Genomic DNA, 22,959 nt, shown 5'->3' on the forward strand with positions numbered 1-22,959 from the left:
CGACGTCGGGATGCCGGCGATGAGCGGGGGCGAACGGCTGTCGAAGGGCAAGGTCTTCGCGCTCGGGCTCCTGCTCTTCGCGATGTTCCTCGGCGCGGGGAACACGATCTTCGCGCCGATGGTCGGCCAGGGGGCGGGCGAGGACATGTGGCTGCCCATGTCGGGCTTCCTCATCACCGGTGTCGGGCTCGTGCTCCTGGCGATCATCGCGCTGTCGATGTGCGGCGGGGACGTCGAGGTCCTCGCCTCCCGGGTCTCGTCGAAGTTCTCCGCGGTCTTCTGCCTCCTGCTCTTCCTCGCACTCGGCCCGCTCTACGTCATCCCGCGGACCACCTCGGTGGTCTACGAGATCACGGTCAAGCCGAGCCTGAGCGCGGACCTGGCCGCCGGGCCCTGGGCCCTGCTCGTCTTCTCGCTCGTCTTCACCGTCCTCAGCGTGTGGCTGTCGCTGAATCCGAGCAAACTCGTCGACCGGATCGGCAAGGCGATCACCCCGGTGTTCACCATCCTGCTCGCCATCATCGTCATCCGGTCCCTGATCGCACCGATGGGTGACCCGCAGCCGGCGGTCGCCCCCTACACGGAGCATCCGTTCTTCCTCGGCTTCACCGACGGCTACGGGACCATGGACGCCCTGGCCGCCCTCGTCTTCGCGGCGGTCTTCATCCAGTCGATCCGAGGCCTCGGAGTGACGTCGAAGCGGGGCATCGCCATGACCTTCCTCAAGGCCGGCCTCATCACCGTGGTCGGACTCGCCCTGCTGCACATCAGCCTGGCGTGGATCGGTGCCTCGAGCGTCGAGGCGATCGGGCGTCCCGACAACGGCGGAGAGCTCCTGGCCGAGGCCTCGCGGCAGCTCCTCGGCTATCCGGGAGTGCTGATGATCGGCGGCGTCATCCTGCTCACGGGGCTGACGACGAACGTCGCCTGCATCACCTGCGTGGCCGACTACTTGGCCAAGAAGTTCCCGAAGCTCGGCTACCGCGGGTGGATGCTCCTCGTCGCAGGGGTGGGCTTCGTCTTCGCGAACTTCGGTCTGACTCTGGTGCTCTCCACGGCCCTGCCCGTCCTCTACCTCCTCTACCCGGTGGGAATGACGCTCATCGTGCTCGCGCTGTGCGACAGGCTCTTCGGCGGATACCGCGCGGTCTACGTCGGAGCGATCGTCGGCGCCACCGCGATCGCGATCATCGACGCGCTCAAGGCGGCGGGCGTCGCCGTCGACCAGCTGGACTCCTGGTTCTCCTTCATTCCCTTCTTCTCAGCAGGCGCGGGGTGGGTCGTGCCCGCCGTCCTCGGCGGCCTCATCGGCTTCATCGTCGCCACCACGGGCAGGCACCCCCACCCGGACCGCGCATCGGAACTCACGGAAGCGAGATCATGACACGAACCTCAGCAATCGTCCTCGGAGGCGGCGCCATCGGCCTGGCCAGCGCCTACCATCTGCGCAGGGACGGGTGGGACGTCACCCTCGTCGACGCCCACGCCCCCGGTGACAAGGCCTCGGGCCACAACGCGGGCTGGGTCATCCCAAGCATGTCGGTGCCGGTGACCGCGCCCGGAGTCATCCCCCAGGCGCTGAAGTGGATGAGCCGTCGGGACGGTCCCGTCTACGTCTCGCCGAGCTGGCGACCCGAGTTCCTCGGGTTCATGGCGAGGATGGCGGCGTCGTGCACCGAGCGGCGCTATGTCGAGGGATCGAAGACGCTGGCCGCGATGAGCGCGACCGCACTGTCGAGCATCGACGACCTGCGCGCCGAGGGCGTCGAGTTCGAGATGCACGACGATCCGCTGACCATGCTCTTCACGGACCAGGAGAAGCTGCACCATCGCATCGAGGAACTTCGCCTCATCGAGTCCGAACTGACCGGGTTCTCCTGGCGGGAGATGGATCCGGGGGAGCTGGGCGCACTTGCACCCGCCGTCACCTCCGATGTCGTCGCCGCCATCGAGTCGAAGGGCGATCGGTCTCTGGACCCCCGGTCGTTCGTGCTCGGCCTCGCCGAGGCGTGCGCCCGGGAGGGCGTCGACCTCAGGTACGGGAACACGGCCGCCCTGGTCCCCGCCGATGCCGGTCGGGCGCGCGTCGTCGTGGGCCGCGAGGTGCTCGAGGCCGACAAGGTCGTCGTCGCCGCCGGCGCCTGGACGAACGAGGTCCTCAGGCCGCTGGGCGAGAAGGTCGCCGTGCAGGCCGGGAAGGGCTACGGCTACGATCTGCCGCGCACCGCGGACGCGCCGACGGGTCCGATCTACCTCGCCGAGGGGAAGGTGGCCATCACCCCTCTCGAGAGCATGGTCAGGGTGTCGGGGACGATGGGATTCGGCGGACTCGACGAATCCATCGACACCGTCCGTGCCGGAGGGATGATCAGTTCACTGCACAGGTACTTCGCGAACTGGCCTGCCGAGCAGTCGGTGCCGAGCCCCTGGACGGGACTGCGTCCCATGACACCCGACGGCGTGCCCGTCATCGGCGCACTGCCCGCCCACCCTCACGTCATCGTCGCCTCCGGCCATGTCATGCTCGGCATCAGCCTCGCCTCGGTGACGGGACGGCTCGTCACCGACCTGGCGGGCGGACGCGCCGCCGGCGACCTCTTCGACCGGCTCTCCCCGCAGCGTTTCTGACCACCCACCTCCGAGACAAGGACTCGCCACATGACCGTTCCCGTCCACTCCGCTCCTCTGCCGTTCGTCACCGCCGACGAGGTCCGGCGGCGGATCTCCGTCGACACCGCGCGTGAGCTCATCGCCGCCCAGCTGAGGGCGGGATTCGACCCCGCCGATGACCCGCACCGCATCCCGATCGATGCCGGAAGCGGCCACCTGCTCCTCATGCCCTCGGTGCTCGGTCAGTGGGTGGGCGTGAAGATCGCCTCCGTCGCCCCGGGCAATCCCGACCGGGGACTGCCGAGGATCCAGGCCACCTACATGCTCATGGACGCCGACACGCTGACGCCGCGGCTGCTCGTCGACGGCTCCGCGCTCACCGAGCTGCGCACGCCGGCCACCTCCGCCGTCGCCTGCGACCGGCTGGCCGCCGAGGACGCGAGGACGCTCGTCGTCTTCGGCACCGGCCCGCAGGCGATCGAGCATGTCGTCGCACTCGACGCGATCCGCGACCTCGCTGAGATCCGGATCATCGGCCGCAGTCGCGGGCGGCTCACCTCGGCGCTCGAGATACTCTCGGCTCGCGGGATCACCGCGGAAGAAGGGCGCGTCGAGGACGTTCCCGACGCGGACATCGTCGTGTGCGCCACCTCGGCGAGCCGGCCCCTCTTCGACGCCTCGCTCGTCAGCGTCGGCACCTGCGTCATCGCGATGGGCTCCCATGAGCCCGACCTCCGAGAGCTGCCGGGCGCACTGCTGTCCGGTGCTCAGGTCGTCGTCGAAGACCGGGCGGCGGCGATGCGCGAAGCCGGAGACATCGTGCTCGCCGTCGACGAGGGCCACCTGAGCGTCGAGGACCTCGTCCCGCTCGCCGACCTCGTCCGGGGGCGGGCCGCCCGGGACCCGCAGCGCGTGAATGTCTTCAAGGGCACCGGGATGTCGTGGCAGGACCTCGCGGTCGCCTCGGGGCTGATGACGCACTCCTGAGCGTCCTCCCACCGCGGGCGGTGAGGCGACCGCCCCGGGTGGCAGAGACTCCGCACCGTGGGCCGACTACCCTGGGAGGCAGAGACCAGCACAGCCCGAGGAGGAGCCCATCCCGTGACCCCGATCAGCACCGACCCCCAGGACCACCCCCGCAACTTCGGCTCCGACAACTGGGCCGGCGCCCACCGGCAGGTCATCGACGCGATCGTCGCCGCCAACGTCGGGCACACGCCCGGCTACGGCGGCGATCCCTGGACGGCGCGCTTCGAGGAGGTCGTGCGGGAGCACTTCGGGCCCGACGCCCGGGCGTTCCCGGTGTTCAACGGCACCGGCGCCAATGTGCTCGGACTCCAGGCGGCGCTTCCGCGGTGGGCCGCCGTGATCACCGCGGCCAGCGCCCACATCAACTACGACGAGACCGGTGCCCCGGAGAAGGTCGGCGGGCTGAAGATCATCGGCGCACCGACCGCGGACGGGAAGCTCGATCGGGAGTCGATCGAGGCCGCGATCCTCGGCCGCGGCAGCGAGCACAACGCCCAGCCCCTGGCCGTGTCGCTGTCCCAGTCGACGGAATGGGGCACGACCTACCGCCCAGAGGAGATCAGGGAGATCGCCGAGACCGCGCACCGGCTCGGGATGATCCTCCACGTCGACGGCTCCCGGTTGGGCAATGCCGCGGCGTTCCTCGGCACCGATCTCGCCGCGCTGACGACCGAGGCAGGCGTCGACATCCTCAGCCTCGGCGGGACGAAGAACGGACTGCTGGGCGCCGAGGCGGTCGTCGTCCTCGACCCGGACATCGGGGAGGGGATGAGGTTCCTGCGGAAGATGAACCTGCAGCTGTCGTCGAAGATGCGCTTCCTCTCCGCGCAGCTCAACGCCCTGTACGAGGGGGACCTGTGGCGGACCTCGGCGGAGCACGCGAATGCGATGGCGCGACGACTCGGAGACGGTCTCGCCGAGGCGATCGCCGCGGGCCGTGCCCCCGGGGTCGCGCTCGTCCAGGAGATCGAGTCGAACGTCGTCTTCGCCCACCTGCCGCCCGAGGTGGCGGCGCGGGCGCGGGAGAGCTTCGCCTTCGCGCCATGGCCCCTGGGTGAGAACATCGCGCGCTTCATGTGCGCCTTCGACACCACCGAGGAGGATGTCGACGCGCTCGTCGCCGTGATCGCGGGGGAGTGAGGCGGCGATGACCGTCGTCGCCGCCGGAGCCGCATTGCCGACCATTGTGCGCAGCAGCCGTCCCGCCCAGTGTCGGCACTACAGGCGAATCCGGCGTCTTGGTATGGTGAAGCAGCCCACAATCCGTTCGGGCACTTTCCGACGCCACCGAGGCGTCCATCGGATTCAAGGATGAATACATGCAGAAAGCCTTCACGCCCGCGCTCCTCGTTCTCCTGGTGGTGATCACAGGATTCGCCGCCTGGGCTCTCAACTCCGGTCCCACCTCGGCGGCCGCCGAAGAGGAATCATCCGACTGCGATGTCGAGAAGTACGAGATGGGCCTCAAATGGCAGCAGCAGAGCGCCGAGGCGCGCGCCCTGCAGGCACAGACCTACGATGTCGCCACGGAGCAGCTCGACGAAGCCGTCGCCGATGTCGGCGAGGGTGAGAACCCGGCCATCATCACCGACCTCGATGAGACGGTGATCGACAATTCGGAGCTCCTGGCTCGGGACCTCGCCGAATGCCACGATTACAGCACGTGGGACACCTGGGGAGACTGGGAGCGCCATGGTGAGCCGACGCTGATTCCCGGGGCACTGGAGTTCTTCGAGCACGCCGACGAGCTCGGAGTCGACATCTTCTACATCTCCGACCGCACCGACGAGAACAAGGCCGCGACCCTGGAGACTCTCAAGGCGCTCAGACTGCCGCAGGTCACCGAGGAGAGCGTAAAGCTTCTCGGCCCTCCGAAGGAGGAGCGTCGGGCGGCCGTTGAAGCCGATCACACCGTGCTCATGCAGCTCGGCGACACTCTCCACGATTTCGACAGCGCCTTCGCCGACGCGCCGCTGAAGAAGCAGAGGCAGCTGGTCGAGAAGAACCGGGAAAAGTTCGGCAGCGAGTGGATCATCCTGCCCAATCCGACCTACGGCGACTGGAGCGAAGCCGACCTCAAGGAGTGGGACGAGCCGCTCGTCACCGACTGACGTGCGGGCGCGCTGTCCTACTGCTTCGTCGCCTTGACGGAGACGACGGGCACCTCGGCCTCGAGGATGATCCGCTGGGCCGTCGACCCCATGATGAGCTTGCCGACAGGGGAGCGGCGGCGGGAGCCGATGACGATCATGCGGGTGTCCGCGGTCGCCTCGGCGAGGGCGAGCAGCTCTTCGACCGGGTCGTTGCCACGCAGGAACTGGAGGATCTCGTGGGAGATCCCGGAGGACTTGAGCGTCTGCGTGAGCTCCTCCATGTCCGAGTTCGTCGCCACTCCCCTCTCGTCAGGAGTCTCCCCGATGCCGGCGTTGAGGACGATGAGGGTGTCATCGAACGCCCTGGCCTGCTCGATGCCGAAATCGACTGCCGCTCTGCCTTCGGGGGACGGGGAATAGCCGACGAGAATTGTCATGATCTCTCCTGTGCGTCAGTGGGCGAACTCCACTCAATTAGTAGCACACCTGCGCCCCGCGCACGGGCGAGCCCGTCGCACTAGACTGTGCGGATGCCCGCCACTCTGCTCGCCCCCGATTCCGCCGCCGCCGACCACGTCCGAGACCTGCTCGCAGCGCGTCTCGGCTCCACCGCGATCCCGGGCATCGCACCGGCACGGTTCCTTGCCGAGTACGTGCTCGGTCGCCGAGACGGCGAGCTCGACATCTCCGGTCGCCCGGCCGACGGGCAGTTCATCCCCGAGGCGCTCGCCGCCCTCCCGCGGGACATCGTCCTCGTCGACGACCCGCAGGGCGTGCAGGCCCGAGTCCTCGCCGGACTCGCGACCCTGCACACGTACAACGACAGGATCGACGAGGCCCGGACCGTGGCCCAGGCGGCGCCCGAGGCCGAGGTCATCGACGACCTGGCCGGCCTGAAGGCTCCGCGGTCGAGCGGGGAGACGTGGGCCGTCGTCAATGCGCCGAAGGCGGTGAGCGCTCTCGCCGAGGTGCTCGCCCGTCTCCAGCCCCATGTGTCGGTCCTCGTCGTCATCGGCCGCAGCGACGCGATGAGCCGCGCCGTCAACAAGGAGCTGGCCCGCGGGTTCGCCCGGGTCGACGTCTCACCCGGAGCCGGCAAGCACCGCCTGATCATCGGCAGCAGACCGCTGTCCTCACCGAGCCTGGCCGAGTTACCCGCCCACGGCGTCATCGACCATCCGTCGGTCGGACCGCTGCAGGTGCGGGCGCACGGCGCCTGCTTCTCGGGAGTGAAGAACGACGAAGGGTCGGCGCTCCTCCTCGACGTCCTGGCCGCGGAGGCGAACGCAGTGGCCGTGGGCGGCGCGGATCCTCACCCGACCGCTGGTTTGCGGAGGCGCTCGGTTCTCGACCTCGGCTGCGGCAACGGGTGGCTGCTCACCGCGGCGATGCGCGTGACACAGGCGGCGTCCGGGCTCGGAGTCGACGTCTCCAGGGCGGCGGTCGCCTCGGCGAGGGCAACCGCCGAGGCGAATGGGACCGACGTCGACTTCCGCCTCATCGATGCGGCCGCCGACCCCGCGGAGGCCGACGCGGTGATCGACGGCGTGTTCGATCTCATCCTGCTCAACCCGCCCTTCCACCACGGCACGGCGATCGAATCCGACACCGCGGCGGCGATGATGCGCGCGGCCGCCCGGTATCTGGCTCCCGGCGGGGAGGTGCTCACGGTGTTCAATTCGCATCTGCGCTACCGCGAGCGCCTCGAGAGGCTCATCGGACCCAGCAGGCAGGCGGAACGGAACGCGAAGTTCACCGTCATCGCGAGCCGGACGGCCGATTGAGGCCAGCCCGACGCGGTCGGCCCGACCGCCCGGGAGAGGGCGGTCGGGCCGACGGTCGAGGAGGGCCGATCGAGCTCAGCCGGCGGACTGACGGAGTTCGACGGTCCGGGCAGCGGGCCGCTGACCCCGCCACGTGTCGATCTGGTCCCAGATGACGACGATCCACACGGCGACGACCGCGACGATCTGCGTGACGTCGACGCCTGAGGGCGACATGAGCTCGGGATGGAACACGGTCTGGGTGAGGAGGGCGATGGTGAGGAAGACACCCATGACCACGTCGATGACGCTGCCGGCGATCATGAGCGCTCGCGGTGTCGACCCGCGGAGGGCCCTGATCGCCTCGACGGCGGCCATGAGCCCGAGCAGGGTCCAGTAGCTGACGATCCACCCGGATCCGAGGCCGGGGTTGACGAACGATCCCCCATCGTTGAGATGGCCCGCGTAGAACAGGGTCGTGGGGAGGAACGGCACGATGGCGAGCAGGACGATCATGACGAGGCCCAGGAGGGCCTCGGCGCGGGTCCGGGCGATGTCCGGATCGGTCGCGCGCAGATCGTCGACGCTCCAGCTCTCGCCTGGCGCGCGGGGAGACCTCGTCTCGGGTCCGGGTCCGCGCTCGCCCAGGGCGAGGAGGATCGTGACGGCCGCGAAGCACAGGAGCAGGGCGAGGACGGTCTTGCCGATGACCGCACCGATGAGCGATCCGATCTGGACCTCCGGCGTGGTCAGCGAGTGGGCGACGACGTTGATGAGGAGGGCGGCGACGCCGGTGATCGGCAGGATCGTGCGCATGCACCAGAGGAAGACGGGATAGGACGCGGGTCCGATGAGGAACTGCGGGGAGTTCGAGTACCGCCCGGCGAGCACGGCGGGATCGCCGAGTTCCTCGAGGACCTCGCGTTCGACCCTCTCGAGCCGTTCCTTCGGGGGATCCTCCTCGCCGAGGCGAGCGTCGATCATGTCATCGATCGTCGCCCTGATCTCCTCGGCGATGTCGTCGCGGCTGCCCTCGGGGAGTCTGCGGACGACGGTGGCGATGTAGAGGTCGGTTCGCGCGGTCATCGTGTGCCTTCTTTCCACAGTGTCGTGATGCTGGAGTTGAGCGCCAGCCAATGTGAGTGCAGACGGTCCGCGACTTCGGCGCCCTTGTCGGTCACGGTGTAGTACTTGCGCGGTCTGGTCTGCTCCGTGTTCCACTCGGCGGTGAGCAGCCCCTGCTTCTCGAGGCGGCGCAGGAGCGGGTAGAGCGTGTTCGCCTCGGTCGGGATGCCGGCCTCGGTGAGGGTGCTCAGCAGCGAGTACCCGTACTGCGGGCTCCGGCAGGCGACGAGGCTGGCGAAGACGACGGTGCCGCGCCGTAGCTCCTGTTCGTGCGTCGCGAGTGTCGGATCCTCATCCGCCGGCGGGGCGACGGTCGATGGGAAGTGGGCCGGGTTCCCGGCTGGGTCGCAGCTGTGGGCGTCGCCGCTCTCCGTCGTGTCATCCTTCATGTCGGACACTATAGTGTGTGATACACACTATGGCAAGAGACGGTATATCGTGAGTGGACGCCGAACGCCATCGGGCGCCCGGAGCGCTCAGGCTCTCCGGGCGCCCGATCGATTCGCGGATCGCCGTCGTGCCGGGCTATTCCTTGAGGTCGAGGGTCGGCGTGGGCCGGCGGAATCCCCGCGTGACGACGGCGAGGTAGGCGATGCCGACGGCCAGCCAGACGAGGCCGATGACCAGTGTGCGCGCCGACAGACTCGTCCACAGCCAGACAGTGAGTCCGAATCCGATCCCCGGGAGCACGACGTAGCTGAGGATCGCCGCTGTTCCCCGCCGGCCGCCGTCGATGACGAAGTGCTTGATCACCGAGAGGTTGACCGCCGAGAACGCGACGAGCGCCCCGAAGCTGATCATCTCGGAGAGGAAAGTGAGGTCGACGACGACGGCGAGCAGGGAGACGACCCCGACCGCGAGGGTGGCGTTGACCGGGGTGTCGAACCGCTGCGAGAGCCGGCCGAAGAACCCGCGGGGCAGGACGCCGTCGCGTCCCATCGCGTAGAGGATGCGCGCGACCGATGCCTGGGAAGTCAGCGCCGACCCGCAGGCGCCCGCGACATAGGCGGCGGTGAAGAAGACCGTGAGGAACTGCCCGCCCGCCGCCGCCATGACGTCGAGGGCGGCGGAGTCCACCTCGGCGAAGTCGTTCGAGGGGAACACGATCTGCGAGAGGTAGGACAGGGCGATGTAGATGAGTCCGCCGGTGATCGTGGCGATGACGATCGCGCGGGGCACCGACTTCTCGGAGTCCTTGGCCTCCTCCGACAGTGTCGAGATCGCGTCGAATCCCAGGAACGACAGGCAGAGCACCGCGGCGCCGGCCATCACCGGGGCGAAGCCGTCCGCGGTCCCGTCTCCCGTGAAGGGGGCGGCGAGGTCGACGTCGCCCATCCCGGTCAGCGTCGCGATGCTCAGGGCGGCGAAAGTGACGATGAAGATCGCCTGGGCCGCGATGATGACGAAGTTCGCGCGGGCCACCGAGACGATTCCGATGATGTTGAGGACCGTGACGAGGACGATGGCCGTGACGATGAAGACCCAAGCGGGGATCATCGGGAAGGCTGCTTCGAGGTAGATGCCGAGGACCAGGTAGTTGATCATCGGCAGGAACAGGTAGTCGAGGAGCAGCGCCCAACCGGCGACGAAGCCGATGGAGGCGCCGAACGTCTTCTGCGTGTAGGTGTAGGCCGAGCCGGCGAAGGGAAGCTCGTGCGCCATCCGAGCATAGGAGCGGGCCGTGAAGACCATGGCGACGAGGGTCACGACGTAGGCGAGGGGGACTCGGCCCCCGGAGATCTGCGTGACGATCCCGTAGGTCGTGAACACCGTCAGCGGCACCATGTAGACGAGGCCGAAGAGCACGAGTGAGGGTACGCCGAGGGCGCGGCGGAGGCTGCCCTCGGAGGCGGTGGGGGTCGGGGCTGCGGACATCATCGTCCTTTCCTTGTGTGTGGACGGTCCCTATGAGTGGACGGCGACGCCGCCCAAGTAGGTGGTGCGGATTCTCAGGTCTGCCAGCGCCCAGCCGTGGGACTTCGACGGGTCGGCGTCGAGGTGGACGAGGTCGGCTCTCGCGCCGGGTCGGATGCGGCCCCAGGGGGCGGGCGTGAGATCGGCGAACGCCTGGTGGGCCACGGTCGCCGTGTAGGCGTCGAGGGCCCGGGCGGTGTCGACGATCTCCTCCGGAGTCCATCCGCCGTCGGGATCGCCGTCCTCGGTCTGCCGGCTCGTCGCAACGGCGAGCCCTTCGAGCGGGGTGCCCGAGGAGCACGGCCAGTCGGAGCCGAAGGCGAGCAGTCCGCCGTCGTCGAGGATGGTCCGCATCCGGTACTGCTGCCGTGCGCGTTCCTCGCCGAGGCGCGGCACCGTGAGCACGGTCATGAGGCCGTCGAGCTGTGCCCACAGCGGCTGCATGTTCGCGATGACCCCGAGGCGTGTGAAGCGTTCAAGGTCGGTCGCCTCGACGAGTTGAGCATGGGCGATGACCGGCCTGCGATCGCGGGGGCCGTTGGCCTCGATGGCCTGCTCGATCGCGTCGAGAGCCTGCCGCACCGCGGCGTCGCCGATCGCGTGGATGTGGATCTGGAAGCCCGCCGCGTCGACGGCGCGCACCGCCTCGGCGATGATCTCCTCGACGCTCTCGCACCCGCGGACCTCAGGGCCCTCCGCTTCGAGACCCCCGAAGATCGGGTGCGCATGGCCGTCGCCGAACGACGGCATGAGGAAGCCGCCCTCGAGATCGACATGATCGACATCGGTCTCTGCCGGCAGGCGTTTCGCCACGTCATCGGCGCCCACCGCCGCGATGACCCCGTCGACGACGAGCAAAGCGTCGGACGGCCGTCGATCCGCGCCCAGCCAGATCGTGCCGTTGTCGAAGAGCGTTGCCACGTATTCCCTCCCGCATCATTGCGTACGAACACTGTTCGTTTCAAAGCCTGAGAGTACGATACTCTCTTGATTCACCCAAGGGAAGAGAAGGACGGCGGCTCATGCGGCTCAATCGTCAGCGCCTGGTCCAGGCGGCCCTCGACCTCGTCGACGAGGAGGGGGCCGAGGCCCTGTCCATGCGCACTCTCGCCGCCCGCGTCGATCGTCAGGTGTCCTCGCTGTACAACCATGTCTCCGGACGCGGTGAGCTCATCGAGCTCTTGCGCGCCCGGATCGTCGAGGACATCGACGTCTCGCCGTTCCTGCCGGGCAGCGATCAGCCCTGGGACGAGGCCCTGCAGGCCTGGGCGCGGTCCTACCTGCGGTCGTTCGCAGCCCATCCCAACCTCATCCGGCTGCTCGCGACGACGTCGATCCGGGACCTGTCGACGTATCGGATGTACGACGTCGTCGTCGCCGGACTCGTCAGGGGAGGCTGGGCGGAGGACGAGGTCGTCGCCCTCATGCGGATGGTCGAGGCGTTCGTCCTCGGTGCCGCTCTCGACATCGTCGCCCCCGCCGATCTGCTCGACCAGGAGTCGGTCGATCCGACCTTCGGCTCGATCCGTGCGGCACTCGATCCGCGCCACTCAGATCGTTTCGGGGCGGAGGCGGCGTTCGACCTCGGACTCTCGTCCCTCATCGACGGGCTCAGGCTCCGATTGGACTCCGCCTCCGGTTGAGGCGCGGATTCGCACTCAGACCTGCATTTCCGAGCCGACGACGATCGTGCGATCCGCTGGAAGATGGAAGGCTTCGATGCGATCGGTCTGGTTTCGTTCGAGGGAGAGGAAGAGAGCCTGTCGCCAATTGCGCAGACGTGGCGCATGCGCGGGAACGAGGGCGAGCACCGAGAGGAGATAGATCGCCGCGTCCAAGTCGAACTCGAGCTCTGGAAGTCTGCCGAGCGCCAAGGCGAGGTTGCCGGGAAGGTCGGGGCGATCGGCGTATCCGACGGTGATCGTCACTCGTGCGATGCCGGCCAGCTTCGCGCTCAGGCCCTCGACGTCAATGCGGTCCTCGGCCCGCACGTGAGGCACGTTCGCGTGATGGAGCCGAACGATGACGACATGCTCATGGAGGACGTGGAAGCTCCGCACGCATTGCACCATGGCCAACGGGGTGGTGTCGGGGCTGTGGTGGGGGAAGATCGCGACTCCGGGCCTGCGTCTGGGCGGCGCGCTCCGGATCGAGTCGAGGAACTCATCGAGCGCCCCTTCCGCCGCGCGCCGTTGCGCCCTCACTCGCTGATCACCGGCGCGCCACGTCGTCATCACGACGAAGACGCCGGCCGCAACGAGCAGCGGAAGCCAGCCGCCGACGACGAGCTTGGTGAGATTGGCGGCGAAGAGCAGAAGTTCGGCCGCCCCGATGATCGCCGCGTAGGCGACCACCGCCCAGGGGCGCCACCGCCACACAGTGGCCGCGAAGATGAGGAAGACGGCGGACTCGAGGGCGAGTGTGCCGGTGACGGCGAGCCCATAGGCAGAGGCCAGCCGGGCCGACGAGGAGAAGACGACCACCAGTGCCATCACGCCCGCACACAGGATCCAGTTGATGGCAGGGAGGTAGATCTGTCCCTCTTCCGATTGCGATGTGTGACTGACGCGCAGACGCGGGAGTAGGCCGAGGCGCATTGCCTGACGGGTGACGGCGAAGGCCCCGGAGATCACCGCCTGCGAGGCGATGATGGTGGCCACGGTGGCGAAGATGATGAGCGGGACGTGGAATGCGGGCGGAGCGAGGTGGAAGAACGGATCGCCTGCCGTGCCCGGTGCCGTGATGACACCGGCGCCCTGCCCGAGGTACACGATCACCAGGGCAGGCATCGCGATGAAGAGCCACGCGCGGCGAACGGCGGAAGCGCCGAAGTGACCCATGTCGGCGTAGAGCGCCTCCGCGCCGGTGACCGTCAGCACCACGGCGCCGAGCAGGACGAACGAGGCGAACGGCAGTCGGATCATGAGCTCGAGTGCCCAGTGCGGTGACAGGCTGAGGAGGACCTGAGGGTGCTCGATGATCGCCGGGATGCCGAGCAGGGCCAACGTGAGGAACCAGGCCAGCATGATCGGGCCGAACGCGCGACTGACCCGGCCGGTGCCGAAGGGCTGGATGAGGAAGAGGGCTGCGAGCACGGCAGCGGAGACAGGCACCACGAGATGGCCGAGGGCGGGAGAGACCACGGACATCCCCTCGATCGCGCTCATCACGGAGATCGCAGGTGTGATGATGGAGTCGCCGTAGAAGAGTGCGGCGCCGAGCATGCCGAGGATCGTGATGAAGGCGAGCAGCCGACGGTCGGAGATCCGGCGGCGGAGCAGGGCGACCAGGGCGAGGATGCCGCCCTGCCCTCCGTTGTCGGCGCGTGTGACCACGACGACGTACTTGATCGTCACGATCAGCGTGAGAGTCCAGACCACCAAGGAGATCACGCCGTACACGTTCTCGAGCGACACGGTGACCGCGTTGTGCTCCATGCTCAACGCCGTTCGCATCGCGTAGAGGGGACTGGTACCGATGTCGCCGAAGACGACGCCGAGACTGCCGACGGTCGACATCCACGCCCCTGACCGGTGGCGAGGGTGAGTCGAAGAATCACGGACCACTCGGGTTCCGGACGATCTGGGTGACCTTGAGTCCATGGGACCAGTGTGCGCGCTGCGGGCCGAATTGAGTGGAGAAGTTATCCGGAGGTGCACAAGGGTTCCGGGCGAACCGCGGAGGCCGGTGAGGCAGCGAACCGCGGCGTCTGATCCGGAAGCAACCTTGGTTGACACCGGGCCGTAAGCAATATAAGTTGACACCATGAATGCGACCCAGATCACCGACATCGCCGCGGACACGAGCGACCCGCGAGCGGGCCTGCGCGCCATCGCCTCGCTGCGCGCCCTCATCGAACGCCTCGAGCTCGCCCAGGTGGAGGCGGGGCTGCGGGCGGGGATGAGCTGGCAGAACATCGCCGAGGTGCTCGGCGTCTCGCGCCAGGCCGTGCACAAGAAGTACGCGAAGAGGATCGATCCGACCATTCCCGTTCCGAGGAGACAGCGATGAGCAGATTCACGGATGCGGCGGCCACGTCGCACACACTGTCGGTCACGGCGATGGAGGAGGCCTCCCGGCTCGGGCAGCGCACCGCTGACATCGACCACCTGTTCCTCGCGCTCGTCGTCAGCGAACAGATCGCCGGGCAGGTGCTGCGCAGCTTCGGGATCACGCTCGATGCGGCAAGGCGGGCGGTGGCAGCTCAGCATTCCGAGCAGCTGGCGTCATTGGGGATCAGCGCCGAGGTGCGCGAGGAGGGGCGGATCGTCTTCCATGAGACGGACGGCTACGAATGGGGCCCGCGTCCCCTGGAGATCATCAGACGGGCGGGTCAGGGTGGCAGGCGCGGCGATGCCGCCGCCGTCCTGCGGGATCTCGTGGTCGAGCCGAGCGGCATGATCGAAGCCGTGCTCGACCGCCTCGGCGTCGCACCGGCAGCCGTGATCCGGCGCCTCGACGAGGCTGAACGCTCGTCCTCGGCCTCGACGCGGTACGCATTCGAGCCGGGCACCCTGTCCGCTGTCTCCGAGAGCTTCGCTCCGGCGGATGTCGACCAGGTGTGGAGCCTGCTCAGCGACGTCTCGCGGCTGCCGGAGTGGGAGCCGAACATCGGACGTGTCGAGGGCGGCGGCTCGCAGTTGCGCGTAGGCCAGACCCGGGAGGGGCGATCGCGCACGGAGCGTCCGGACGGCAAGGAGTCGAGAGTCGCCTCGAAGTACCGGGCCCAGCGGATCGAGCTCGTGGCCAGGGAGGATCGGCACCTCGTCGAGTGGAGATTCACCTACCCCGAGGCACCGAAGTCGAATGCGCGACGCATCAGGATCGAGCTCGAGCCTGCGGCAGGTGGGACGACTCTGCGCATTCTGCTGGCCTGGGAGCGCACATCCGGCTCGAGCCGGCCGGTGCGCCGGTGGATTCTGCGACCATTCCACCGCTTCGTGCTCTGGCTGCAGCTCTCCCAGATCTCCGGGGGAATCAGCCGAGCGTTCCGCTGATGCCTCGCACTAGTGCGACATCGTAGAGGACAATATGTCCGGGCCGGTACTTCCGTGCTGACCCGGACATCGATCTCGTCGAGCTGCCGGGGAACCGGTTGTACGACGACACCCCGGCATTTGGGCCACAGTGCCGTTCCGGTGGCCGCAGCAGTGCCTGTCGACAGACGCGGTTCGAGGTGCGCTGCTCGAGCGCACGTACTCAGCTGTTCGGCGTCGGCGCCTCGTGCAGATCGGCGCGACGCACGACTCGCAGCTCCTCGAAGTCGTGGTCTTCGCGCAGGGTCTTCACGATGCTGACACCGAGGAGTGCCACGATGATGGCGAAGGGCAGGGCCGAGAGCATTGCCGCTTGCTGCAGGGCGGCGAGCCCACCGGCGAAGAACAGCACGATCGCGGTCGTCCCGGTCAGTCCGCCCCAGACGGTGAGCACCCAGCGGCTCGGCTCGAGTGTGCCACGAGAGGTGAGCATGCTGAGCACGAAGGTGTTCGCGTCGGCACCCGAGACGAAGTAGAGCACCACGAGAACGATCGCGATGACCGACGTGAGGCTGACCAGGGGCAGATGATCCAGGGTTTCGAAGAATGCCGAGTTGATGTTCTCCGCTGTGGCCTGTCCGATCTCTCCACCGGTGTTCATGTCGATGTTGATCGCGGTTCCGCCCATGACGGTGAACCAGGCGAAGAAGACGAGGCTCGGCACGCCCATGACACCGAGGACGAACTGGCGAACAGTGCGGCCACGGGAGATTTTGGCCAGGAACACTCCGACGAAGGCACCCCAGCTCAGCCACCAGGCCATCATGAAGTAGGTCCAGTACTGGTACCACTCGACGTCTCCGGAGAGCAGCGGAGTGAGGAGGCTCGTCGTGAAGAAATCGTTGATGTAGAGGCCGGTCGACCGGAAGAAGAGGTTTCCGATGAAGGCCGTCGGACCCATCACCAGGACGAACAGTCCGAGGAATATCGACAGGACGGCAGTCGTCTGGCTGAGGATCTTGATCCCGCGGTTCACCCCGGTGAGTGCCGAGAGGGTGAACACCACGGTGATGCCGAGGATGATGATGATCTGCACGAAGAGCTCGTTCGGAATGCCGAAGACGCGGTTGAGTCCCTCGGAGATCTGAGACGCGCCCAGGCCCAGGGAGGTCGTGGTGCCGAACAAGGTCGCGACAACTGCCATGATGTCGACGACCTGACCGACCCAGCCGTCCATCACCTTCCCGAAGAGCGGCCGCAGCATCGGCGAGATCAGACCGGTGTTTCCGCGCTTGTGGGTCGAATAGGCGATCGCGAGTCCGAACACGCCGAAGACCGCCCACGCGTGCGGTCCCCAGTCGAAGTAGGAGAACTGGAGTGCCCGCACCGCCGCCTGGGTGGTGCCGGGCTCAGCCAGCCCATGGGGCGGGGCCGCGAAATGGGAGATCGGCTCGGCCACGCCGTAGCTGATGAGCCCGATCCCCATGACAGCGGAGAGGATCATGGCCAGCCACGCCCAGGTGCTGTACTCCGGCCGATCGTCCTCGGCGCCCAGGCGGATCCTGCCGAACCGGCTGAAGCCGAGATACACGAGGAGGCCGATGCACCCGAGGGTGACGACGAGGTACGACCAGCCCAGGCTTCCGGAGACCCAGTTCATGGCGGAGGTCATCGTGGCGGCCATCGACTCCGGAGCGATCGCACCCCAAGCGGTGAAGGCGATGACGCCGAGGACCGAGATCCAGAAGACCCTGCCGGGTCGATGCCGCAGGGCGTAGGCGCGCGCCATCGCCGGTGATGGACCGGAGTCAGGAACCAATCCCGTTCCGGGCAGGTCCGGGCGGCTGTGTGCACTGGCATCCTCGAGCGAGGCATTGCCCTCGGACGTCCGTCTGGGTTGATCGTTCACGGCGATCTCCACTTCATTGTGAATCGGGTTGGGGTTCGTGATGTCGGGGTTCGCGGTTTCAGTCGAGAGGCCGAAGGTCTTCGCTGTCGAAGAACTTTCCGGCCTTGTAGATCATCGGCTCGTCCTCGGACGCTTCCGCGCTGCAGACCCGACCGATGAACACCGTGTGCGTGAGCGCCTGGAAGCGTTCCTTGATCTCGACTTCGATCGAGGCGGCAGAGCCGTCGATGAGGGGCGAACCGTGCTGTCCCGAGTGCCAGTCGAGATCCGCGAACTTGTCGGCAGCCTTCGACGCGAACGTGCCGATGGTTCCCCGCTGGTTCCTGCTCATGATGTTGATCCCCATGTGCGTCGAACGGAACAGTGCGGGGTAGGTCGACGAGGTCTTCTGCACGCAGACGAGGACCAGGGGAGGATCGAGCGAGACAGAGTTGTACGAGTTGACCGCGAGACCGCGGGGCCGCCCGTCCTCATCGAGGGTGGTCACCACTGTGACGCCGGTGATGAACTGACGATTGAAGGCCTTGAGTGCCTCGGTGGACGGGGTGCCGGAGAGGTCGTCGGTGAGCACCTCGCCCTCGTACGTTTCGAAGGCCGACGACAGGGACTTGAGGCCGAGGTCGGCGAGGAGCGCGGACGCATCCCACGTGACCTCTTCCCGGCAGATGAGGGGTCCATCGAATGTGATCAGGTTGGAACCGTGGGTCGTCACCGACTGACCGGTCGGCGGCACGTCGTTGAGCGGCTGGGTGAACGTGCCGGTCGAATGCCAGTAGATCGACCCCTGATCGCCCTCGATGAGGATGCGGTCGATCGTCGTGGTCAGGTCCGGGAAGGCTGCCCGGATCTCGCTGATCTCGTTCTTCGCCGCCGAGATGTCCATCTGTCGACCCGAGTTGGAGGAGACGCGGGCGTAGTCGTCGGTGACCAGAGCGTCGAGGGCGTCGGTCTCGCCGAGGTCCCACGCCTGCTGCCAAGCGTCGACGATGGTCTTCTTGATGTGGTCCTGTGGGCTGATTCGCGATTTCTGTTGCATACCAGAGAGCATAGAAGCGTGTTCTGGGATACGTCAAGAGGTGCAGATGATCCCGGAAAATCAAGCGTTGAGAGAATCTGTTGACAGATCTTGATGCATGCAAGTAATCTTCTTGTATGCAAGAAAACTCTCGAATCGCGGGGAAAACCGGCGAGTCGTTCCTTGACCAGGTCCGGGCCCGCATCCTCAGCGACGGCTATGCGCCAGGGGACATGATCCCCGAAACCGCGCTCGCCGAATCCTTCGGCGTCAGCCGAACTCCGATCCGCGAGGTGTTCAAGCAGCTGCAGCTGGAGGGGTTGGTCGAGATCCGGCCCCGAGTCGGCACCTTCGTCCGTCAGCCCACCCGCCGTGAGATCATCGAGCTCTTCCAGCTCAAGGAGTCCCTCGAAGGCCTCGCCGCAGGACTCATGGCCAGACGGGGGGACATCCCCGAACTCGGCGACCTCGCGACGAATGTCGAAGACTCGATCTCCGCGGCGAAACTGGGCGACACCGAAGGCTATGCCGTGCTGGTCCACGAGTTCCATTGGACGCTCATGCGGGGCGCGGACAACGACAAGCTCTCCGAAGCCTACGAACGGCTCATGCATCAGCTGGCCTACCACCGCATCGTCGTCCAGGCGGTCAGTCGGCCGGGACGCCTCGTCCGCTCGGCTCAGGAGCACGAGGCGGTGTTCACTGCGATCCGGGAGAAGGACTGGTTCGGGGCAGAGGCAGCCATGCGTGAGCACGTCAACGCCTCGAGCAGGGCCGCACTGTCCACCCGACCCGCCACCGAGTCCTCGGAGAAGTGATCAGATGACCACAGCAGCAGGAACACAGTCCACCGACCACGAGCTGAATCAGCGGCCGAGCAGCTTCGAAGAGCTTGCCCGTCGCCTCGGCGTTCGCACCGTCACGGTGCATGTCGACGAGATCCTCAGCGAGTCCGGCGAATCGCTGGACCGTCCGCTGAGACAGGCAGCCGCAGTGGCGGTCCTCGCCAATCCCTGGCAGGGCACCGGCCCCGACCACGACCTGAGCCCCGCGGCCGTCGAGATCGCCCCGGTTCTCGCCAAGGTGCTCACCGATCGACTGCTCGCCGCATTGGGCCCCGCCGGCGAGATCGAGGCATTCGGGAAGGCCGCCCTGGTCGGCACGAACGGGGAGCTCGAGCACGCGGGAGCGCTCATCCACACGCCGTACTTCGGCAACATCATGAGGGAGATGCTCGAAGGGTCGTCCGTTCTCTGCTTCGCAGACGGCCGGACCGGCCCCTCTGCAACCGTCCGGGTGCCCATGTGGCACAAGACCCACGCGACCTCCCGAGATCACTATCAGAGCCTCGAAGTCCACACCCCCGACGCTCCGCGCGCCGATGAGATCTGCGTGATCGCAGCGGCATCGACCGGACCGCGGCCGTTCCCCCGAATCGGAGACCGGTCGACGGACGGGACAGTCACCACGGAAATCCTGAAAGGACTCATCAAATGAACGTTCGCAAGATCACGACAGTCGTCGAAGAAGTGCTCCGCGAAGGCGGCAGGGACACGGATCCCGTCATCACCGTGGCCGCAGTGGCCGCCGTGATCGAGAATCCCTGGCACGGACAGGACTTCGTCGAGGACCTCGGGCCCGGCATCGACGCGACAGCGAGCGACGTCGGAGCACTCCTGGCCCCGCGCGTGATGGAAGCGCTCGGCGGAAGCCTGGAGGCCTATGGCAAGGCGGCCATCGTCGGCGTCGACGGCGAGATCGAACACGGGTCGGCACTCATCCACACACTGAAATTCGGCAATCATTTCCGCGATGCCGCCTCGGCGAGCACCCTGCTCCCGGCGGTGGAGAAGCGCGGGCCGGCAGGAGTGGTCTTCGACATCCCGCTCAAGCACTACACCGATGCCACCATTCGCTCGCATCACCAGACCTTCGAATGGCGCATCTCCGATGCGCCGCACGCCGACGAGATCGTCATCGCCCTGGCCGGAGCCACGGGAGGCCGGCCACAGCAGCGCCTGGCGCCGCTGTCAGCCGACCAGTAAGGCAGCGGCCGACGATGACTGCACAGGAGCAACTGTCGCCGGCGGTCGTGCTGCTGCACGGGGTGGGTCTGGACCGCACGGTGTGGGCACGGGTGGAGGCGCTGCTCGACAGGGAGGTCGTCGCGCTCGATCTGCCGGGGCACGGCCGGCAGCCCCGGCTGACACGGACGACCTCATTGACTGAGATGGCCGAGGATGTGATCGCGCGCCTTCCGGCCGGACCCGTGCACCTCGTGGGCTTCTCGCTCGGGTCGTTGATCGCTCAGCAAATCGCCGCCGACCTGCCCGGCCGAGTGCGCAGCCTCGGTTGCGTGAGTTCGGTGTGCGCTCGCACCGAGGCGGAGACCGCAGCGGTGCGCTCCCGTCTCGAGAAGGCCCGGGCGAACTTCGGCGAGAGCATGGAAATCGCACTCGACCGCTGGTTTCCCGACGACGACGAGGGCAGGACGCAGGGCAGGCGTGCAGCCGAATCCGCGGCGGCTCTCCGGGACGAGACGCGTCCGGTCCTCCTCGCCAACGACATCGACTCCTATCTCTTCGCCTATGCCGTCTTCGCCCAGGGCGACCGGGAGATCGAACCACGGTTGAGGGAGATAGCGGTGCCGACTCTGGCGATCACGGGAGAGCTCGACCCGGGGTCGACTCCGGAGATGAGCCGACGCCTCGGCGAGCGGATCCCTCAGTCACGAGTCGTGATCGTCGATGGAGCGAGGCACATGCTCCCCGTGACCCACCCCGAAACTCTGACCCACCACCTCGACAACCTCTTCGACGAGGCAGAAAGGCGTCAATCATGACCGATCGGCTCGATCACTTCATCGCCGGGGACCACTCCCCGCCCGCGAACGGCGAATACCTGACCAGCACCAACCCGGCCACACTCGAAACCCTCTACGAGTTCGCGCGGGGCAGCGCGGACGACGTCGCCAAAGCCGTCGACTCCGCACGCCGGACATTCGAGACTCGGGAATGGCGGCGCACCACACCCACCCAGCGCGGGCACCTGCTGCGCCGACTCGGTGATCTCATCGGAGAGAACGCCGATGAACTCGCCACCCTCGAGAGCCAGGACAACGGCAAACTGCTGCGGGAGATGAAGGGCCAGCTGCAGGGACTGCCCGAGTACCTCTACTATTACGGCGGTCTGGCCGACAAGGTGCAGGGATCCCAGATCCCGACCAATTCCCCCGAGGTCATCAACTTCACGCAGCGCGAACCGCTCGGCGTCGTCGGGGCGATCACCCCGTGGAACTCCCCGCTGACTCTGACGATGTCGAAGCTGGCCCCTGCTCTGGCCGCAGGGAACACCCTGGTCATCAAGCCCAGCGAGTACACATCGCGAACAGTGCTGCGGGTCGCCGAACTCGCCTACGAAGCCGGCTTCCCCGCCGGTGCTGTCAACGTGGTGACAGGGCTCGGCGCCGAGGCGGGTCAGTCTCTGGTCGATTCGCCTCAGATCGCGAAGATCTCCTTCACCGGCTCCACTCGCACAGGGGCGGCCATCGCTCGCGCGGTCGCCCCGAGGTTCATCGGATGCACCCTCGAACTTGGAGGGAAGAGCCCGAACATCGTGTTCGAGGATGCCGACGTGTCGAATGCCGCGATGGGCGTGATCGCCGGGATCTTCGCGGCAGCAGGACAGACTTGCATCGCGGGAAGCCGTGTGTTCGCGCACCGGCGCATCTATGACGAGCTGCTCGAGAAGGTCACCGAACGAGCGTCGACGATCGTCATCGGCGACCCCATGGCCCCGGAGACCGAACTCGGGCCACTGGCCTTCGCCAATCAGCTCGACAAAGTGGAGTCCTACGTCCACCTCGGCGTGGACGAGGGCGGGCGGCTCGCCTACGGAGGACGCCGCCCCGATGTGGGCCTGCCGGGGTACTTCTTCGAGCCCACGGTCCTCACCGACACCCACAACGAGATGCGGATCTGTCAGGAGGAAATCTTCGGGCCCGTCGCGGCGATCATGCCCTTCGACACCGAGGACGAGGTGCTGCGCTTGGCCAATGACACGGAGTACGGTCTGGCCGCAGGAGTCTGGACGTCGAACCTGCAGCGTGCGATGCGGATGTCGCAGCGCTTGGAGGCCGGAACGATCTGGACCAACATGTACCGGGCGATGTCCCCGATGTCGCCGCGCCAGGGGTTCAAGAACTCCGGAGTCGGCATCGAGCACGGCTTCGAGTCAATGCACGAGTACACGAGGCTGAAGAGCCTGTGGATCAACACGGACGAAGGGCCGCTCGCCGATCCCTTCGTGCTGGGGAGGTGAGGGCGCGATGCCGCTGATCGACATCTCCATCGCCCAGGGGCGAAGCCCCGTACAGCTGCGGGCACTCATGGCAGGAGTGCATCGAGTGGCCGAGGAAACGACCGGAGCCGCTGCGGAGAACATCACGGTGATCGTCCGCGAAGTGGAGAAGGAACTCTGGGCGAGAACCGACACGACCATCGCCGAACGCGAAAGCACCAACTGA

General features: G+C 67.2%; 23 protein-coding genes. 15 read left to right on the top strand and 8 right to left on the bottom strand.

Annotated features, from left to right (window positions below):
* Positions 1-19: 19 nt before the first annotated feature.
* The 5 genes from brnQ (at position 20) to DFO65_RS01175 (ending at position 5,750) form a co-directional block, all read left to right on the top strand.
* Positions 20-1,384, top strand: coding sequence for a branched-chain amino acid transport system II carrier protein (gene brnQ, locus DFO65_RS01155; RefSeq protein WP_113902856.1), 1,365 nt, complete (start codon positions 20-22; stop codon positions 1,382-1,384).
* Positions 1,381-2,628 (top strand): NAD(P)/FAD-dependent oxidoreductase, encoded by a 1,248-nt coding sequence (locus tag DFO65_RS01160; protein ID WP_113902579.1) that lies wholly within the window; start codon positions 1,381-1,383, stop codon positions 2,626-2,628. Before brnQ ends, DFO65_RS01160 begins: the two co-directional genes overlap by 4 nt.
* A 30-nt stretch (positions 2,629-2,658) precedes the next feature.
* Positions 2,659-3,597, top strand: coding sequence for an ornithine cyclodeaminase family protein (locus DFO65_RS01165; RefSeq protein WP_113902580.1), 939 nt, complete (start codon positions 2,659-2,661; stop codon positions 3,595-3,597).
* A 123-nt stretch (positions 3,598-3,720) separates the two neighbouring features.
* A complete protein-coding gene (locus tag DFO65_RS01170; protein WP_113902857.1) occupies positions 3,721-4,779 on the top strand; it encodes a threonine aldolase family protein in 1,059 nt (352 codons plus the stop codon).
* Positions 4,780-4,958: 179 nt separating this feature from the next.
* Entirely contained in the window at positions 4,959-5,750 is a 792-nt protein-coding gene (locus DFO65_RS01175; protein WP_113902581.1) for a 5'-nucleotidase, lipoprotein e(P4) family, read from the top strand.
* A gap of 17 nt (positions 5,751-5,767) precedes the next feature.
* On the opposite strand, the gene DFO65_RS01180 is transcribed toward DFO65_RS01175, so the two are convergent.
* A complete protein-coding gene (locus DFO65_RS01180; protein WP_113902582.1) occupies positions 5,768-6,169 on the bottom strand; it encodes a universal stress protein in 402 nt (133 codons plus the stop codon).
* Between the two features lie 93 nt (positions 6,170-6,262).
* Between DFO65_RS01180 and DFO65_RS01185 the strand changes: the two genes are divergently transcribed.
* Positions 6,263-7,516 carry a methyltransferase gene (locus tag DFO65_RS01185; RefSeq protein ID WP_113902583.1) on the top strand — a complete coding sequence of 418 codons (1,254 nt, stop codon included), beginning with the start codon at positions 6,263-6,265 and terminating at the stop codon, positions 7,514-7,516.
* 75 nt (positions 7,517-7,591) lie between these two features.
* Here DFO65_RS01185 and DFO65_RS01190 read toward each other — a convergent pair whose 3' ends face one another.
* The 4 genes from DFO65_RS01190 to DFO65_RS01205 form a co-directional block, all read right to left on the bottom strand.
* Positions 7,592-8,581 (bottom strand): HAAS signaling domain-containing protein, encoded by a 990-nt coding sequence (locus tag DFO65_RS01190; protein WP_113902584.1) that lies wholly within the window; start codon positions 8,579-8,581, stop codon positions 7,592-7,594.
* Positions 8,578-9,009 (bottom strand): PadR family transcriptional regulator, encoded by a 432-nt coding sequence (locus tag DFO65_RS01195; RefSeq protein WP_113902585.1) that lies wholly within the window; start codon positions 9,007-9,009, stop codon positions 8,578-8,580. Before DFO65_RS01195 ends, DFO65_RS01190 begins: the two co-directional genes overlap by 4 nt.
* Positions 9,010-9,145: 136 nt before the next feature.
* Positions 9,146-10,495, bottom strand: a complete 1,350-nt coding sequence (locus DFO65_RS01200) for an APC family permease (protein WP_220151216.1) — start codon at positions 10,493-10,495, stop codon at positions 9,146-9,148.
* Between the two features lie 30 nt (positions 10,496-10,525).
* Positions 10,526-11,455 (bottom strand): amidohydrolase family protein, encoded by a 930-nt coding sequence (locus DFO65_RS01205; protein ID WP_113902587.1) that lies wholly within the window; start codon positions 11,453-11,455, stop codon positions 10,526-10,528.
* A 101-nt stretch (positions 11,456-11,556) separates the two neighbouring features.
* On the opposite strand from DFO65_RS01205, the gene DFO65_RS01210 reads away from it, so the two are divergent.
* Entirely contained in the window at positions 11,557-12,177 is a 621-nt protein-coding gene (locus tag DFO65_RS01210; protein ID WP_113902588.1) for a TetR/AcrR family transcriptional regulator C-terminal domain-containing protein, read from the top strand.
* A 15-nt stretch (positions 12,178-12,192) separates the two neighbouring features.
* Here DFO65_RS01210 and DFO65_RS01215 read toward each other — a convergent pair whose 3' ends face one another.
* Complete coding sequence (locus tag DFO65_RS01215) at positions 12,193-14,052, bottom strand: potassium transporter Kup (RefSeq protein ID WP_113902589.1); 1,860 nt, start codon at positions 14,050-14,052, stop codon at positions 12,193-12,195.
* Positions 14,053-14,299: 247 nt separating this feature from the next.
* On the opposite strand from DFO65_RS01215, the gene DFO65_RS01220 reads away from it, so the two are divergent.
* Both DFO65_RS01220 and DFO65_RS01225 read left to right on the top strand, forming a co-directional pair.
* Entirely contained in the window at positions 14,300-14,545 is a 246-nt protein-coding gene (locus tag DFO65_RS01220) for a hypothetical protein (RefSeq protein WP_113902590.1), read from the top strand.
* Positions 14,542-15,531: an SRPBCC family protein gene (locus DFO65_RS01225; RefSeq protein WP_113902591.1), complete on the top strand. Its 990-nt coding sequence runs from the start codon at positions 14,542-14,544 to the stop codon at positions 15,529-15,531. The genes DFO65_RS01220 and DFO65_RS01225 overlap by 4 nt, the downstream gene beginning before the upstream one ends.
* A 202-nt stretch (positions 15,532-15,733) precedes the next feature.
* Here the strand turns inward: DFO65_RS01225 and DFO65_RS01230 are convergent, their stop codons facing one another.
* Both DFO65_RS01230 and DFO65_RS01235 read right to left on the bottom strand, forming a co-directional pair.
* Positions 15,734-17,299, bottom strand: a complete 1,566-nt coding sequence (locus DFO65_RS01230; RefSeq protein ID WP_113902592.1) for a BCCT family transporter — start codon at positions 17,297-17,299, stop codon at positions 15,734-15,736.
* 178 nt (positions 17,300-17,477) lie between these two features.
* Positions 17,478-18,455, bottom strand: a complete 978-nt coding sequence (locus DFO65_RS01235; RefSeq protein ID WP_181778564.1) for a flavin reductase — start codon at positions 18,453-18,455, stop codon at positions 17,478-17,480.
* Positions 18,456-18,571: 116 nt separating this feature from the next.
* On the opposite strand from DFO65_RS01235, the gene DFO65_RS01240 reads away from it, so the two are divergent.
* From DFO65_RS01240 to DFO65_RS01265, 6 genes are read left to right on the top strand one after another with little or no spacing between them, the layout of a single operon-like run.
* The gene (locus tag DFO65_RS01240) at positions 18,572-19,252 is read left to right on the top strand and encodes a GntR family transcriptional regulator (RefSeq protein WP_113902593.1); all 681 of its coding nucleotides are present in this window, start codon (positions 18,572-18,574) and stop codon (positions 19,250-19,252) included.
* 4 nt (positions 19,253-19,256) lie between these two features.
* Positions 19,257-19,931, top strand: a complete 675-nt coding sequence (locus DFO65_RS01245) for an amino acid synthesis family protein (protein WP_113902594.1) — start codon at positions 19,257-19,259, stop codon at positions 19,929-19,931.
* On the top strand, positions 19,928-20,479 hold the full coding sequence (locus tag DFO65_RS01250; RefSeq protein WP_113902595.1) for an amino acid synthesis family protein: 552 nt from the start codon (positions 19,928-19,930) through the stop codon (positions 20,477-20,479). Before DFO65_RS01245 ends, DFO65_RS01250 begins: the two co-directional genes overlap by 4 nt.
* 14 nt (positions 20,480-20,493) lie before the next feature.
* Entirely contained in the window at positions 20,494-21,276 is a 783-nt protein-coding gene (locus DFO65_RS01255) for an alpha/beta fold hydrolase (protein WP_181778565.1), read from the top strand.
* Positions 21,273-22,754 carry an aldehyde dehydrogenase gene (locus DFO65_RS01260; RefSeq protein ID WP_113902597.1) on the top strand — a complete coding sequence of 494 codons (1,482 nt, stop codon included), beginning with the start codon at positions 21,273-21,275 and terminating at the stop codon, positions 22,752-22,754. The genes DFO65_RS01255 and DFO65_RS01260 overlap by 4 nt, the downstream gene beginning before the upstream one ends.
* 7 nt (positions 22,755-22,761) lie before the next feature.
* Positions 22,762-22,959 carry a tautomerase family protein gene (locus DFO65_RS01265; RefSeq protein ID WP_113902598.1) on the top strand — a complete coding sequence of 66 codons (198 nt, stop codon included), beginning with the start codon at positions 22,762-22,764 and terminating at the stop codon, positions 22,957-22,959.

Origin of the sequence: Brevibacterium sanguinis, from assembly GCF_003315415.1 — a bacterium.
Lineage (GTDB): Bacteria > Actinomycetota > Actinomycetes > Actinomycetales > Brevibacteriaceae > Brevibacterium > Brevibacterium celere_A.

Excerpts from the sequence above, each read along its gene's own strand:
- DFO65_RS01255 (WP_181778565.1), top strand. The coding sequence starts at position 20,494 with ATGACTGCACAGGAGCAACTGTCGCCGGCGGTCGTGCTGCTGCACGGG.
- DFO65_RS01190 (WP_113902584.1), bottom strand. The coding sequence starts at position 8,581 with ATGACCGCGCGAACCGACCTCTACATCGCCACCGTCGTCCGCAGACTC.
- DFO65_RS01235 (WP_181778564.1), bottom strand. The coding sequence starts at position 18,455 with ATGCAACAGAAATCGCGAATCAGCCCACAGGACCACATCAAGAAGACC.
- DFO65_RS01215 (WP_113902589.1), bottom strand. The coding sequence starts at position 14,052 with ATGTCGACCGTCGGCAGTCTCGGCGTCGTCTTCGGCGACATCGGTACC.
- DFO65_RS01180 (WP_113902582.1), bottom strand. The coding sequence starts at position 6,169 with ATGACAATTCTCGTCGGCTATTCCCCGTCCCCCGAAGGCAGAGCGGCA.
- DFO65_RS01195 (WP_113902585.1), bottom strand. The coding sequence starts at position 9,009 with ATGAAGGATGACACGACGGAGAGCGGCGACGCCCACAGCTGCGACCCA.
- DFO65_RS01175 (WP_113902581.1), top strand. The coding sequence starts at position 4,959 with ATGCAGAAAGCCTTCACGCCCGCGCTCCTCGTTCTCCTGGTGGTGATC.
- DFO65_RS01165 (WP_113902580.1), top strand. The coding sequence starts at position 2,659 with ATGACCGTTCCCGTCCACTCCGCTCCTCTGCCGTTCGTCACCGCCGAC.
- DFO65_RS01245 (WP_113902594.1), top strand. The coding sequence starts at position 19,257 with ATGACCACAGCAGCAGGAACACAGTCCACCGACCACGAGCTGAATCAG.
- DFO65_RS01200 (WP_220151216.1), bottom strand. The coding sequence starts at position 10,495 with ATGTCCGCAGCCCCGACCCCCACCGCCTCCGAGGGCAGCCTCCGCCGC.
- DFO65_RS01220 (WP_113902590.1), top strand. The coding sequence starts at position 14,300 with ATGAATGCGACCCAGATCACCGACATCGCCGCGGACACGAGCGACCCG.
- brnQ (WP_113902856.1), top strand. The coding sequence starts at position 20 with ATGAGCGGGGGCGAACGGCTGTCGAAGGGCAAGGTCTTCGCGCTCGGG.
- DFO65_RS01210 (WP_113902588.1), top strand. The coding sequence starts at position 11,557 with ATGCGGCTCAATCGTCAGCGCCTGGTCCAGGCGGCCCTCGACCTCGTC.
- DFO65_RS01225 (WP_113902591.1), top strand. The coding sequence starts at position 14,542 with ATGAGCAGATTCACGGATGCGGCGGCCACGTCGCACACACTGTCGGTC.
- DFO65_RS01185 (WP_113902583.1), top strand. The coding sequence starts at position 6,263 with ATGCCCGCCACTCTGCTCGCCCCCGATTCCGCCGCCGCCGACCACGTC.
- DFO65_RS01160 (WP_113902579.1), top strand. The coding sequence starts at position 1,381 with ATGACACGAACCTCAGCAATCGTCCTCGGAGGCGGCGCCATCGGCCTG.
- DFO65_RS01240 (WP_113902593.1), top strand. The coding sequence starts at position 18,572 with ATGCAAGAAAACTCTCGAATCGCGGGGAAAACCGGCGAGTCGTTCCTT.
- DFO65_RS01250 (WP_113902595.1), top strand. The coding sequence starts at position 19,928 with ATGAACGTTCGCAAGATCACGACAGTCGTCGAAGAAGTGCTCCGCGAA.
- DFO65_RS01260 (WP_113902597.1), top strand. The coding sequence starts at position 21,273 with ATGACCGATCGGCTCGATCACTTCATCGCCGGGGACCACTCCCCGCCC.
- DFO65_RS01230 (WP_113902592.1), bottom strand. The coding sequence starts at position 17,299 with ATGGCGCGCGCCTACGCCCTGCGGCATCGACCCGGCAGGGTCTTCTGG.
- DFO65_RS01265 (WP_113902598.1), top strand. The coding sequence starts at position 22,762 with ATGCCGCTGATCGACATCTCCATCGCCCAGGGGCGAAGCCCCGTACAG.